This window comes from Paenibacillus sp. 276b (genome assembly GCF_900107875.1).
GTDB classification, from domain to species: domain Bacteria; phylum Bacillota; class Bacilli; order Paenibacillales; family Paenibacillaceae; genus Paenibacillus; species Paenibacillus marchantiae.
This window is the reverse complement of sequence record NZ_FNRR01000005.1, coordinates 69,560-83,115: the sequence shown is the minus strand read 5'-3', so window position 1 is coordinate 83,115 and position 13,556 is coordinate 69,560. Positions and strand designations below refer to the sequence as shown.

Genomic DNA, 13,556 nt, shown 5'->3' with positions numbered 1-13,556 from the left:
AAAGGATAAAAGAGGGGTTTTCCCTATCGAAATGGTCGTATTCTTTTCCATTACCAAAAAGGTTTTAGTATAATCAATACAGACGGCCCTCCATTTACGATTGGCTGGCGATCATCAGGGTAATTACATAATGAAATAATGAATGAATCAGAGGAGGAATTTCGGACCATGAAACACGTGCAGGACACAACGACACTTTATAACGGAGTCAAAATGCCTTGGCTGGGTTTTGGTGTATTCAAAGTTAAAGATGGAGAAGAAGTGGTTGAAGCCGTCAAAACGGCTATCCAGGCAGGTTATCGCAGTATCGATACAGCGAAAGCGTATAACAACGAAACCGGCGTAGCTCAGGGTATTCGTGAATCCGGAATCGCCCGCGAGGATCTGTTCATTACCACCAAAGTGTGGAACGGGGATCAAGGTTACGAATCCACGCTGGCAGCTTTTGAAGCAAGCATGGAACGACTCGAACTGGAATATCTGGATCTCTATCTAATCCACTGGCCTGTCAAAGGCAAGTACAAGGATACCTGGAGAGCGCTGGAGAAGCTGCATAAGGAAGGACGCATCCGCGCCATTGGGGTAAGTAACTTCCAGATTCACCATCTGGAGGACCTGATGACCGATGCCACCATTAAACCTGCTGTGAATCAGGTGGAACTGCATCCGCTATTGATTCAAACGGAGCTACGGGAGTATTGCAGCAAACATCAGATCCAGATTGAAGCCTGGTCTCCACTGGGTCAGGGACATCTGCTGGAGCATCCGCTTCTTCAGGACATCGCTGCCAAGTACAGCAAGTCACCGGCACAGGTCATTCTGCGTTGGGATCTGCAAAATGGCATTGTGACCATACCTAAATCCGTTACACCACAGCGCATCCGCGATAATGCGGACCTGTATGATTTTGAGTTGACCACGGAAGAAATCGAGCGCATTAATCAATTGAACGAGAATAAGCGCTTTGGTTCCGATCCGGACAATTTTAATTTCTAACCTCAACATACAATCAAGCTAGAAAACATCAAAAAATCCCGATCTGGATGCACACGCACCTGGATCGGGATTTTGCTTATTCATTTATAGTTATATTAGCCTTTGGAAACCAGTTTGAAATCATCAAAATGGAAACCTGGTGCTACAACACACGTTACCAGTACAGGCTCATCACCCAGCGGACGTGCTGTTTGCCATACTCCGGCTGGAACGAGTACCTGCGGCGATTGCCCCGCAGCAATATCCATACCCAACACGAGCACTTCTTCATTTTCGGGGTTTTCCCCGTTGCCGCCCAATTTCAATTCTACTGGACTGCCGCTATGCCACAACCAAAGCTCATCGGACAAAACGGTATGCCATTCCGAGACTTCATGGGAGTGCAGCAGGAAGTACGTCGAACTTGCCGAGAATCGAGGGCCTGAGTATGTATCCGGCAGTACGGATTGTGGAATTTGGTACGATGCCTTCCATTCTTCCTTATACCAACCGCCTTCAACGTGCGGCTGCATATTCAGTGCAGCAACGAGTGGCGATAATTCATGTGTCGTCATATTCTGTTTCCTTCCTTCCAAATCGAATTGGAGACACCCCTATCCAGAGGTTAGTCTCACTCCCCCTACTGTAAAACATGAATAGACTTTTGTCACCTTTACAGCATATATAAGCTTGCCGAAAATCATTCCACCCGTATGCTGTTCATTTCGTCTGGTCGGCCCCCTATTCAAATGATAGCGTTTACAACAAACTGGATTTTCCGTTATGATATGGATATTAACCGTAAATCAGCTGGCGCAGAGGGGAGACGTGTTATGAGTGTTATAGAGGATCGGATTGGACCCAAATATCGAATTGGCGAGAGTTCATTCACCATTGAACACATGAGCAGACACGAAGGGAACGCCATGCCACAGCCTCACGCCCACCCTTTTTATGAACTGTATTATCTGCTTGAAGGAGAACGCGTCTATTCCATGAATGGTCAGCTTCTTACCGCCCGCAAAGGTGATTTGATCCTGATCAATCCCCATGATGTACATACGACGTCCAAAGGAAGTATTCCCGGCTTTGAACGAATCCTGATCGGATTCTCTCCTTCTTTTGCCACCGGGATGGAGCTTGGAATATGTGGTCTGCTTCCCTTCGATCGTTCAAGGCTGCTGCACTTTCCTGATGCGGAACAGCCCGAGATCGAACGAATGCTATGGCAGATGCTGCAAGAATGCAGGGAGCGCCGACCTCATTATGACATCGTGGTGAGAAGCCTGCTTGCCCAGATCCTGATTCAGATCCACCGGGTTGAAGAAGATACTCGGCAATCCTCTCCGGCCCCGCATCATCCCATGCAGGATAAGATCAGTGAGATCGTCACTTATGTGAACAATCATTATACCGAGCCTCTTACGTTGGAAGAGGCCGCAGCGCGATTTTATATCAGTCCATCCTATTTGAGCCGGATGTTCAGCCGTTTTACCGGATTTCGCTTCAGCGAATATTTGCGTGTTACCCGGGTTCGGGAGGCACAGAGACGTTTACTGTCCACTCAGGAACGGGTGCAAATGATTGCGGAGAAGGTCGGATTTGAGCATACAGCCCATTTTAATAAAACGTTTAAACAGGTGACCGGGACCACGCCGCTTCGCTATCGCAAAGAACATCGATAGATCTTGGAAGCGACTGGCGAAGCCGGACACCTGTCATATGACACCCTATCATGACACCGCGCGCCAGGAGATGCCCGCGGTGATATGCTAAGCGTATACTAAGTCGAACCCTTCTTACCTGCGGATAATTACACCACTTCTTACTTCAGGACCAACGGAGATTTGGCGTCCCTCTGTATCTGCATCACTTTCCCGGCATACGATTCCTGCCGATTCATGTCCTGTCACCATCAGAAGCCGACCGTCCGCGCCTACACCCTCAATCGCTTCCAGTTCCGCACCCTTACACTGATGCAAATGAATTAACGATCCATCGGTAATATGTGCATTCATTTCGGCGATTCGCAGGTGCTTCGCATGAGCGCAGTGCACCCCATTACGAGCCGTCACCGTATATCCCTGAATGACCAGACCATCCAGAGGCATTTCCGGCAGTCCACTCACCAATAACGCGGTTTCCGCTCCTGCACAGACCACATCCGATATCCGAATATCCCGGAACACCGGAGTCTGCTCACTGACCTCCTGAGTCAAGTCGCTACCACGAGCGGAACCCTCCTGATTGGCATAGAAAAAGGAAAACGAAATAGCTTCCATAATGATATCTTTCATATAAATGCGCTCCACCTGAATATCTTCAACGACCCCGCCGCGCCCACGCGCGCTTTTGAAGCGAAGCCCAATATCCGTTCCAATAAACGTACAGTCCGAGACCCGGACATGCCGCACACCACCAGACATTTCACTGCCAATGACAAAACCGCCATGACCGTGATACACGGTGCAATTGCGGATCGTAATATATTCCGAGGGCAGACCGAGTTCACGTCCTTCTGCATCCTTGCCGGATTTCAGGCAGATCGCATCATCACCAACATCGAATACACTCTGCTCCACAAGGACATGACGGCAGGATTCGATATCAAGCCCATCACCATTCTGGGAAAACCATGGATTTCGCACACTCACGTTACGAATTGTGACATGCTCGGATGCCCACGGATGCAGATTCCATGCAGGAGAGTTTTGGAACGTCGGTCCGTCCAAAAGCACTCGTTTACATTGACGCAAGCTGACCATGTTAGGACGCAAAAAGTCTCTGACTTCGTCATAAGCAGCCACATCACACACTTGCTCCAGATGCAGACGATTCGCAATCGCACCGCCTTCAAGAGCAGAAGTCGAGGGCCACCAAATGGCTTCGTCTCCGCCAGCCTGCTCCACCACACCGCCCGAGGAAACCAGTCGATTCCACTGCGAGGCCGTCATCTTGGATCGTTTCACCGGACGCCATGCCTCTCCACCGCCATCCCAAATCCCCTCACCCGTGATCGCAATATCCTCCAACTGCTCACCATCAATAGGCGACTGACACCGCACTGCCTGCCAACCTTCGAAGCTGGACGCAATCAGGGGATATTGATCGAAATTACGGCTGAACGTAACCAGAGCACCCGCCTGAACATGAAGCTCAATTCGACTGCGGAGAACAATCGGACCCGTTAACCAAACACCCGCCGGAATGACAATTCGGCCACCGCCCGCTTCTGCACAAGCTGCTATAGCCAGTCGAAACATCTCGGTATTATCGGTCAAGCCATCCCCTACCGCACCATAATCCGTAATCTGAAAATCCCGTGCAGGGATGACAGGTAAACTCACTTCATAAGCTTTCGTATGGGATTCAACACCTTCTCCTGTACCCAGTGGGGAGTAATATGTATTCATCGTTCAGAACATCCTCTCTACCTATAATTGGATCGGACTGTTTTTAATATTGCATTACTTACTGGAAAGCGCATTCTCGCTCCATCATATCAATGCCATAGGGCATAAGGTTGAGCTTTTTTGCCATGTACGATTCAGAATTTGATGTTATTTGTTTTTATGATCAGAGTCATAAAGTAAACATCCCTTCCAGTATACTCTATACATCTATTCCAATGGTTGTAAAACAACTAGGAGAATGGATTCATTTTTCTGTCAGGATTCGTCACAAAGAGGCTAGCAATATAACAAATATATAACATAATTACTGGCTATAGCCCTATAAAACCCATTACTTATGTCATGTTTTATCACAAACCAATTGCCTTCAGCAGGATGAGTATGTATGATTAAATAACTAGTTTCAATTTATTCCTTATTATTCCTTTTACAAACAGACGTTGCAGAAAGGATGGGGTCTCTTGATTGAATTTAGGGGTGTTCAGAAGCATTTTGGCCATTTTCATGTCCTCAAAGATATTCATCTTCACATTGAAGAAGGAGAAGTCGTTGTCATTATCGGCCCTTCCGGCTCAGGCAAAAGTACATTGCTCCGCTGCATCAATCGTCTGGAGACGATTACCGAAGGTGAACTTGTCGTCAGTGGTGTCCCTTTACATCAGAAAAAGGTGGACATCAACCTCTTCCGCCGTGACATCGGCATGGTATTTCAACACTTCAATCTCTACCCTCACAAAAAAGTCATCGATAACATTACCCTTGCACCCATGAAGGTGCGTAAACAGCCCAAAGCACAGGTAGCCTCTACGGCGATGAAGTATTTGACCCGGGTTGGCATTGCCGACAAGGCAGACAGTTTTCCTTCCCAGTTGTCCGGTGGACAACAGCAGCGGGTAGCCATTGCAAGAGGTCTTGCTATGGAACCCAAAATCATGCTTTTTGACGAACCCACCTCTGCACTGGACCCCGAAATGATCGGGGAAGTCCTGGATGTCATGCGGTCTCTTGCCCATAACGGGATGACAATGGTCGTTGTTACACATGAGATGGGATTCGCCCGCGAGGTCGCAGACCGAGTCATCTTTATGGATGAAGGCCGAATTGTGGAAGAAGCCTCCGCCGCTGAATTTTTCGACAACCCGAGAGAAGAACGGGCCAAGCAATTTCTTAGTCGTCTGATTCACCACTGAGAATAATCCATTTTGAAAGGGGTCTTTACCAAATGAAAAATGTATTAAAGTGGCCGTCGTTTATGCTTGTCTTGATTCTATCCCTTGTCTTGTCCGGTTGTAGCACTGGAGAGGAAAGTAGCAACAGCGGTGGTTCTGGTGGGAGTACCGAAGCCAAAGGCACAATTGAACAGATTAAAGAGCGCGGCAAACTCATTGCCGGCGTGAAATACGACACCAAATTGTTCGGTTTGAAGGACCCCGCAAGTGGCGAAGTCGAAGGATTCGATATTGATATCGCCAAAGCACTCGCCAAACAGATTCTTGGAGACGAAACGAAGGTAGAACTGAAAGAAGTAACGTCCAAAACGCGCATTCCGATGCTGCAAAACGGCGACATTGATCTCATCATCGCAACGATGACGATTACAGATGAACGCAAGGAACAAGTGGATTTCAGCGATGTCTATTTTGAAGCTGGGCAATCCCTGCTTGTGAAAAACGACAGCGCAATTACAGGTCTCGAAAGTCTCAGCGGTGTGAAGGTACTTGCCGTCAAAGGCTCGACTTCTGCGCAAAACATTCGCGAAAAAGCCCCGGACGCCGAGGTGCTGGAATTCGATAACTATCAGGATGCCTTCACAGCCCTCAAAGCGGGTAAAGGCGAAGCTCTGACGACCGATAACATCATCCTGATCGGCATGCAGCAGACGGATAACAACTACAAGCTGGTTGGTGGCAATTTCACAAGCGAACCTTACGGCATAGCAATTCGTAAAGGCGACACAGCCTTCGTCGAAGAAGTAAACAGCCTGCTCAAAAACCTGAAGGACAGCGGTGAATATGATACGTTGCACGAGAAATGGCTGGGCAGCAAGCCAGAGTAACCCCGATTAATGATGGTTAAGCGGCGAATTCGCCTGTGATATGCAATGCGTGAGCAGGACGCAATCGCCGCTTCTACATCTGGAGAACGGAGGCTTCGCCTACATGGGCAAATTGGACTTCAGCGTACTGATCAAACATTCGGATCGATTTCTGGAAGGGTTCCTCAACACCATTCAGGTGAGCATCATGGCCTTGATTGGCAGCTTTATTCTGGGTGCAATCATGGCTATTTTTCGGATATCCCCCATCAAACCACTCAACTGGATTGGCACGGCTTTTGTAGAGTTTATCCGTAACATCCCGCTGCTGCTCGTCGTGTTTTTCTTCTATCTCGGATTGCCGGCACTCGGCATTTCACTGGATGGATTCATCTCGGGTACACTCGGTCTGACCATCTATACGGCTGCTTTCATTGCCGAAGCGATTCGAGCGGGTATTCAGACGGTCCCTCGCGGGCAGTTAGAGGCTGCGAGATCTTCCGGTCTGTCCTACGTACAGGCCATGAACCTGATCATTTTGCCACAAGCGATCAAGATTGTATTGCCGTCCCTTGGCAACCAGTTTATCAATCTGGTCAAAAACTCATCCATCCTAGCGGTCGTGGCTGGCATGGATCTGATGTATTTTGCCGATCTGATCAACTCGGATACGTTCCTGCCGCTCAGCGTCTACACCATTGTTGCGCTGTTCTACCTGGTGTTGACCTTACCGCTCAGCTTCCTGGTTCACTATATGGAGCGCCGTTTCGGACAAAGTGATGCGGATGCCAGCCGTGCCAAAGGCAAACCAAAAAAGAACAAACCAACGGGTCAGGTCACCATGTAAAACAGACATCCTTTCTAAATCTTGTCCTACTCACAGAAGGAGGCCGATGATCTATGGACTTTAGCGGGGCCTACGCCTGGCCCAACCTTCGTTTCCTGCTGCACGGATTCCTGATAACCCTGCAAGTGGCAGGGTTATCGATTGTATTCAGCTTTGTACTCGGCACCGTGCTCGGTACCGTTCGATACACCCGAATTCCGGTCCTGTCACAGATTGTGGCCGTCATCGTGGATACGATCCGCAATCTGCCGCTGCTGCTGATCATTTTCTTCATTTATATCGTACTTCCCCAGCTCGGGATCAAAATGTCCGTCTTCTGGTCCACGGTTGTTGGACTAAGTCTGTTTGAAGGCGCCATGATCGCAGAGATTGTCCGCAGCGGACTCAAATCGATCGAACGCGGTCAGGTGGAAGCCGCCCGTTCCTCCGGCCTAAGCTATATGCAGACACTTGGCGGCATCATCATGCCTCAAGCTTTGCGGCGCATGTCGCCACCGATGGTGAGTCAGTTCATCTCCTTACTGAAGGATACTTCACTGGCGATCATCATCTCCCTGCCGGAATTGATGCACAATGTGCAGATCCTCGGGGGTCAAAGCTTCGATTACGTCATCCCTGCCCTGCTGCTCGCAGCCGTATTGTACTTCGTCATCAACTACACGTTGTCCATTGTGGCACGGCGGCTTGAAGCACGAATGACTTGATGATCGGTTGACCGATGCTTCCATTACAACCCAAAGACTCCAGCTCCACTTCAATAGTGGTTTTGGAGTCTTCTTTGGATTTCATGATAGTCTGCTCGCACAGGAATCATTCCTCAAATCGCTGCTCCCTTACGGCGTAGTTCCTTTTGCAGCACCGCTACCGGCAGCTCCAACGGATCTAGCTTCATCTGAACAGCTAAAGCTGCTGCTGTTCCCGCCGCCTGCCCCGTAGCCATGCAGCTTGGAGTCAGCCTTGTCGTTGCATGGGCCTCATGTGTGGTGGAGATGCAACGTCCTGCCGCCAGCAGATTGCGAATATTTCGGGAAATCAGAGAGCGGTACGGAATATCGTATGCTCCGTCTCCTTCTATAAAAGCCGCTACGACGCCTTGACCGGAGGGATCATGAATATCAATCGGATAGCCACTTCTGGCGATTACATCGTCAAACTTTTTCCCTGCAACCACATCGTCCTTGGTCAATGCATAGTGTCCGATGATTCGCCTGGATTCACGGATACCGATCTGCGGTGCTACCGCTGAGATCGAAGCCCGCTCGAATCCAGGCACGTCACGCTGCAGAAACTCAGCGATCATCAGCACCTGTTTCCTGCCTTCCTGTTCAGCAGAGGTCAGATCCTCTGCATCTGTAGCATCCAACCCCTGCACCCGGGTGCAGTTAATCAATACTTCATCTTCAGCCGGTCCGGTAAAAAACAATACCTGATCACGATTAATCGGTACACCTGCTTTTTTCCATTGGGAATAGAAGCCGCTCACCCCGGTTAACGGAATACTGTCCAGTTCGGAGAAAGGGGTTTTGGCATAGAAATCCTCCGGGTGCTCCTGCATGTATTGCTTCACTCGTCCAAGGTCCACACCACGCATTCGGAATTTCATGGTCATCGGCTGTGACTGGTGATCGCCATCTCGCCCCTTTGCAACAGAAGCGCCCGCAAGATACGCCGCATCCGCATCACCGCTGGCATCCACGAATACGTTCGCTTGGAGCTCCATTCGACCAGACTTGTTCGTCAGGCGTACCGCTTCTACCCGATCATCCACCATAACCACTTCATCCACGAAGCTGTGCAATAACAACCGGACACCCGCCTCCTGCAGCATCTCCGCCGCAACCACCTGATAGATCGCCGGATGGTAAGGCGTAACAGTATGCACAAATCCAACCGTATCCCGAAGATGCCCCGGAGAGCCGCCGCGCGCCTGCAGTCGGTCAACGATTTCCTGGGCGATGCCTCGAATCACCTGCTCACCACTCTCCGTATGGAAGGTCATCCAGGGGTACACCATAGCGGCAGTCGACATTCCACCAACGAACCCGTACCGCTCCACCAGCACTGTTCGAACACCTTGTCGTCCAGCAGCAATGGCTGCTGCTATTCCCGCCGGACCTCCTCCCACAATAACCACATCCGCTTCTTCCTTTTTCATACTCGTCCGTTCACTCAAGTTTATCACTCCTTCCGTTCTATTACATGGACTACTCTTTCAGTCCTGTCATGGCAACTCCCTCAATGAAGCGCCGTTGTGCCAGGAAAAAGACAATTAGCAGCGGCAGGGTCGCCATGACGGTGGCACTCATCAGATATTGCCAGGCTGTACCCACTTCATCCGTGAACAAGGATAACCCCAGCGGCAGCGTCATCAGTTCTCGCGAGTTAATGAAAATCAACGGATCGAAAAACTCATTCCAGATCGTCACAAAAGTAAAGATCGTCAGCGTAGCCATACCGGGCTTGGCAATCGGAAGCATAATTCGCGCATAGATCCGGAAGCGGTTGCAACCGTCAATCATCGCCGCTTCTTCCAGCTCGGTGGGTACCGTAATGAAGAACTGCCTCATCACAAAGATGCCAAACACACCGCCCGCCCCAAAGATCGGCAATAAAATCAGCGGAAGATGTGTATCAATCCACCCCAGCTGCCGCATGAACAGAAACATCGGGATTGCCGTCACCTCATGGGGAATCATCATCGCACTCAGCAGGATGAGAAATACCACATTACGTCCCTTGAACGGAATTTTGGCAAATGCGTACCCGGCGAGAGATGCAAAGAACACCGTACCCAGCACAACCACAGCAGCAATATATACACTGTTAAAATAAAAACGGTGAAACGGAATTAATCGAAAAACATCGATGTAGTTCTGAAATCGGAAGGTATCCGGTATCCACTGTGGTGGATAGGTAAATATGCTCTGAGGTTCCTTGAATGACGTCGATATCATCCAGATAAATGGAACAAGCATGATCAGCGAGATCAGTGTCAAAAGCAAGTACGTCCCCAGGGCACTGCCTGTCTTGCGAATCGAAGGATTAGGCATCGCCTTCATTGAATACCCACCTCTTTCGAAGCTGCCATTGCAGCAGCGTCAGGATTAGCACGATAAAGAACAACACATACGCAAGCGAAGAGGCGTAGCCGAACTGAAATAATTTGAATGCTTTTTCCCAAATGTAATAGACCAATACCTTCGTGCTGTTGCTCGGCCCTCCCTGTGTCATGACGTAGATCTGTCCAAACACCTTAAGCGAGCCAATCACGGTCATGACCATGGTTAGAAACACCGTTGGCGTAATCATGGGCAGCGTGACGTGAAAGAAAGTTCCCCTTCTGCCCGCGCCGTCCAGTGTTGCCGCTTCGTAAAGTGAACGCGGCACCTGCTGAATGGCTGCAATGAACAGCACCATATTCAGCCCCACATTTTTCAGTACACTCGTCACAATAACCGCAGGCATCGCCAGATCCTGATTGTAGAGCCAGGCCGGACCCTTGATGCCTATCATTAACAGAAGCTGATTGATCAGTCCCGACTCTGTCGCATACATCAGTTTCCATACGATGGACCATACAATCAGCGAGGTCATGACCGGAACGAAGATGGCTGTTCGAAAAATCCCGATGCCGCGCAAACTTCTGGATAGCAGCAACGCGAGCAGTAGAGCAAGCACAATGTTAAGCGGCACAAGCCCCGCAGTGAAATAGACTGTATTGGCAAGCACCTTCCAGAACATGGCGTCTGTCATCACATTCCGGTAATTCTCCAGTCCAATAAAATGATGATCCCCCAGCAGCGGCCAGTCGGTCAGGCTCATGTATAGCGCGAGACCCATGGGAAACAGCAGCAGCAGGGTAAACCCGAGCACCATGGGCGATACAAACAGCCATCCCGCGATCTGGGCCTCTCTGGCGAGCGGACCTCTTCCTGTACGCTTGCGTGAATGGGTCACAGTCAGGCCCTCCCCTTTATCAAATTTCTTCCCTTGAAACGAATATTTACACTTGCCACTCCAATGACAGAACAACCTTCCGATCGCTGTTATCCCCAGATTTTTTGATTCAATTTTACAAAGGGGAAAATCCGGGGATAAAGGCGAACACTCCGTTTCTTTAGGTTATTTCTGTCCTCTACGTTCTCTTGTAAATGTTTAGTTCAACTTATATAGTCTGGACGGTTCAGATTGTCCACCGCATTACGGAAGGCGTTAACAACCCTTCGCAGCTGCTCCTCCGCTCTGCCCGTTACGACCGCTCCAAGCATGATCGCCTTGACTCCGGTATCGTGCAGCACCCGAACATCCTCCGGCACCAGCTTACGCTGAGAAGGAACCAATACCGGAATTTGCGCCTGCAAGACCAGACGGCGATACTTGAGCACGTCCGCAAAGCTTAGCGGTGTACCATATTCATTCCCAGGTACAATGGATGCCTCCAGGGCGGTGAAGCCGTAATGAGCCGCTGACGTTACGATTGAAGGTTCATATTCGTCGTTGATCGCAAACGTAGGGTCCAACCCCAGGTCATCCAGCATGAAGGATGGCAAGTGATGTGCATAGATGGAATAAAAGTCAAAACCCAGCCCGGAGAGGCGCTCCACGTCCTCCCTCCGTGCTCCATCTATACTACCGGATGGTACGACCCCAAGCGGGCCGCCAAACTCGCTACGGATCGCCTGAAAAACTTCGGCATAGTTGTCCAGTGGACCAAAATGATTCCCGCTGGCGCGATGACCGACATTATAATGCACCTTCAGTGCATCAGCGCCCTCTTCAATTGCTGCCCGGGCCAAAGATAGATCGTTCTCGGGTAAACTGACCACAAGTGACAGGGATTTCCGATCAAGCAATTCCTTGAATTTGCCCATCATGCTCACCTCCTGTTTCTATAAGAATATTTATTGTTGCAGCACGCTTTGGACCTCTTCCTGCATTTGCTTCAGATTATCCTCGGGTGTTGCTGAACGGGCGAACAGTCGGTCAAATCCCTGCAACACCGCATTGTCGATATCCTGCCAACGGATATGACCTGGAATCAAGCGCGCTTTTGGCATTTCATTAATCACCGCCTGCACAATATGCTCCTTGCTCGGATTATTGGGCTGATTAATGAACGCATCGGAGTTCAGCACAGAGGTACGCGGAGGCACAAAGTAGGTGGCCGTCTCCTGAATGCCCTGCTCGCTGGCAAAATACTTCAACAGCTTCTTGGTTTCCTCCGGATGTTTGCTGTCGTTGAACATGGCATATCCAGCCTGCCCCAGCATCGGTACGCTGCCCTGTGAACCGGAAGGCATGGGAGCGATACTCCATTCAAAATCCGTAATTTCTCTGGCTTTGGAAACATAGCTGTAGTTATCGAAGAACATGCCCACATTGCCAGCATCGAAACTGACCTGCTCGCCTGCTTTTGGATGCGATTCATCGGTGAACATCATGCGCTCCAGCAGTTCAAAGGTCTGTACGCCATAGGCATCGTTCCAGGTGAATTTCGTCATGCCTTCGTCGAACGGGCCGCTGCCATTGGACCAGGAATACGAGGAGAGCACAGCCCAGGTCTTCCAGTCGCGAAAAAAGTTAGCGCCATAGATCCGGTTGGTCGCCTCCTTGCTGGTGATCGCCTTAGCGGACTTCTCGAACTGTTCCCATGTCCATTGCCCTTGGCTGGCAAGTGTATTCGGGTCGGTCAGGCCTGCTTTGTCGAACAGCGTTTTATTGTAGAACATGACCACCGGAGGTGTAGAAAAAGGAAGCCCCAGCAGCTGATCTCCATCACGGAACAAATCCAATGTGCTTGGTATATAATCATCCAGCTTGAACTGTGCATCGTCCTTGAACTCGGATACATCGGCCAGGATGTGATTGGATTTGAATTGTGGCACCATCCGCTCCGATACCCATGCGATATCCGGGAGAGAGCCGCCAGCGGCAAGCACCGAAATTTTTTGCTGATATTCCGCGAAAGGTACGGATTCCATCGTCACCTTGATGCCTGGATTTTCCTGCGTGAAGCCATCGATCAGCTTGTTGTATACATCCATATGTGCCTGATTGCCCCACATCATGAATTTCAGCTCAACCTCTCCATTCTCCCCGGCTGCTTGCCCAGGATCACTTCCGGAATTGGAGCTTGTGCACCCGATTGAAGCAATCATCATGAGTAAGAGTATCAATATCAGTCCTGCTTTTTTCATGAAAATCCCCCTTATGGACTTAGTGGTATACATGTGCAACCAAAGTATAACGAAGACATCGCCCGCTCATAAATCACGTCAATTACAGA

13 protein-coding genes are annotated in these 13,556 nt (G+C 49.8%); 6 read left to right on the top strand and 7 right to left on the bottom strand.

The features are described from left to right. Positions 1–168 precede the first annotated feature (168 nt). Positions 169–996, top strand: coding sequence for an aldo/keto reductase (locus tag BLV50_RS22575; RefSeq protein WP_063566266.1), 828 nt, complete (start codon positions 169–171; stop codon positions 994–996). Positions 997–1,091: 95 nt separating this feature from the next. On the opposite strand, the gene BLV50_RS22570 is transcribed toward BLV50_RS22575, so the two are convergent. Then, entirely contained in the window at positions 1,092–1,550 is a 459-nt protein-coding gene (locus BLV50_RS22570) for a cupin domain-containing protein (RefSeq protein WP_063566267.1), read from the bottom strand. 258 nt (positions 1,551–1,808) lie between these two features. Between BLV50_RS22570 and BLV50_RS22565 the strand changes: the two genes are divergently transcribed. Continuing rightward, positions 1,809–2,660, top strand: a complete 852-nt coding sequence (locus BLV50_RS22565) for a helix-turn-helix transcriptional regulator (protein WP_063566268.1) — start codon at positions 1,809–1,811, stop codon at positions 2,658–2,660. A 114-nt stretch (positions 2,661–2,774) separates the two neighbouring features. On the opposite strand, the gene BLV50_RS22560 is transcribed toward BLV50_RS22565, so the two are convergent. Then, entirely contained in the window at positions 2,775–4,388 is a 1,614-nt protein-coding gene (locus BLV50_RS22560) for a glycoside hydrolase family 28 protein (protein ID WP_090810139.1), read from the bottom strand. Between the two features lie 461 nt (positions 4,389–4,849). On the opposite strand from BLV50_RS22560, the gene BLV50_RS22555 reads away from it, so the two are divergent. From BLV50_RS22555 to BLV50_RS22540, 4 genes are all read left to right on the top strand, one after another. Beyond that, the gene (locus BLV50_RS22555; protein WP_090810137.1) at positions 4,850–5,578 is read left to right on the top strand and encodes an amino acid ABC transporter ATP-binding protein; all 729 of its coding nucleotides are present in this window, start codon (positions 4,850–4,852) and stop codon (positions 5,576–5,578) included. A 32-nt stretch (positions 5,579–5,610) separates the two neighbouring features. Further along, the gene (locus tag BLV50_RS22550; RefSeq protein ID WP_063566271.1) at positions 5,611–6,444 is read left to right on the top strand and encodes an ABC transporter substrate-binding protein; all 834 of its coding nucleotides are present in this window, start codon (positions 5,611–5,613) and stop codon (positions 6,442–6,444) included. Positions 6,445–6,547: 103 nt separating this feature from the next. After that, positions 6,548–7,270, top strand: coding sequence for an amino acid ABC transporter permease (locus tag BLV50_RS22545; protein WP_064642730.1), 723 nt, complete (start codon positions 6,548–6,550; stop codon positions 7,268–7,270). Positions 7,271–7,323: 53 nt separating this feature from the next. Continuing rightward, the gene (locus tag BLV50_RS22540) at positions 7,324–7,974 is read left to right on the top strand and encodes an amino acid ABC transporter permease (RefSeq protein ID WP_090810135.1); all 651 of its coding nucleotides are present in this window, start codon (positions 7,324–7,326) and stop codon (positions 7,972–7,974) included. A 113-nt stretch (positions 7,975–8,087) separates the two neighbouring features. Here BLV50_RS22540 and BLV50_RS22535 read toward each other — a convergent pair whose 3' ends face one another. The 5 genes from BLV50_RS22535 to BLV50_RS22515 all read right to left on the bottom strand — a co-directional run bounded on the left by BLV50_RS22535 (position 8,088) and on the right by BLV50_RS22515 (position 13,467). Next, positions 8,088–9,425 carry an FAD-dependent oxidoreductase gene (locus tag BLV50_RS22535; RefSeq protein ID WP_090810394.1) on the bottom strand — a complete coding sequence of 446 codons (1,338 nt, stop codon included), beginning with the start codon at positions 9,423–9,425 and terminating at the stop codon, positions 8,088–8,090. 49 nt (positions 9,426–9,474) lie between these two features. Continuing rightward, entirely contained in the window at positions 9,475–10,329 is an 855-nt protein-coding gene (locus BLV50_RS22530; protein ID WP_076290688.1) for a carbohydrate ABC transporter permease, read from the bottom strand. After that, entirely contained in the window at positions 10,313–11,227 is a 915-nt protein-coding gene (locus BLV50_RS22525) for a carbohydrate ABC transporter permease (protein ID WP_079695868.1), read from the bottom strand. The genes BLV50_RS22530 and BLV50_RS22525 overlap by 17 nt, the downstream gene beginning before the upstream one ends. Before the next feature lie 203 nt (positions 11,228–11,430). After that, positions 11,431–12,141, bottom strand: coding sequence for a beta/alpha barrel domain-containing protein (locus BLV50_RS22520; protein ID WP_090810134.1), 711 nt, complete (start codon positions 12,139–12,141; stop codon positions 11,431–11,433). 30 nt (positions 12,142–12,171) lie between these two features. Continuing rightward, positions 12,172–13,467: an ABC transporter substrate-binding protein gene (locus tag BLV50_RS22515; RefSeq protein WP_090810132.1), complete on the bottom strand. Its 1,296-nt coding sequence runs from the start codon at positions 13,465–13,467 to the stop codon at positions 12,172–12,174. Positions 13,468–13,556: the final 89 nt, after the last annotated feature.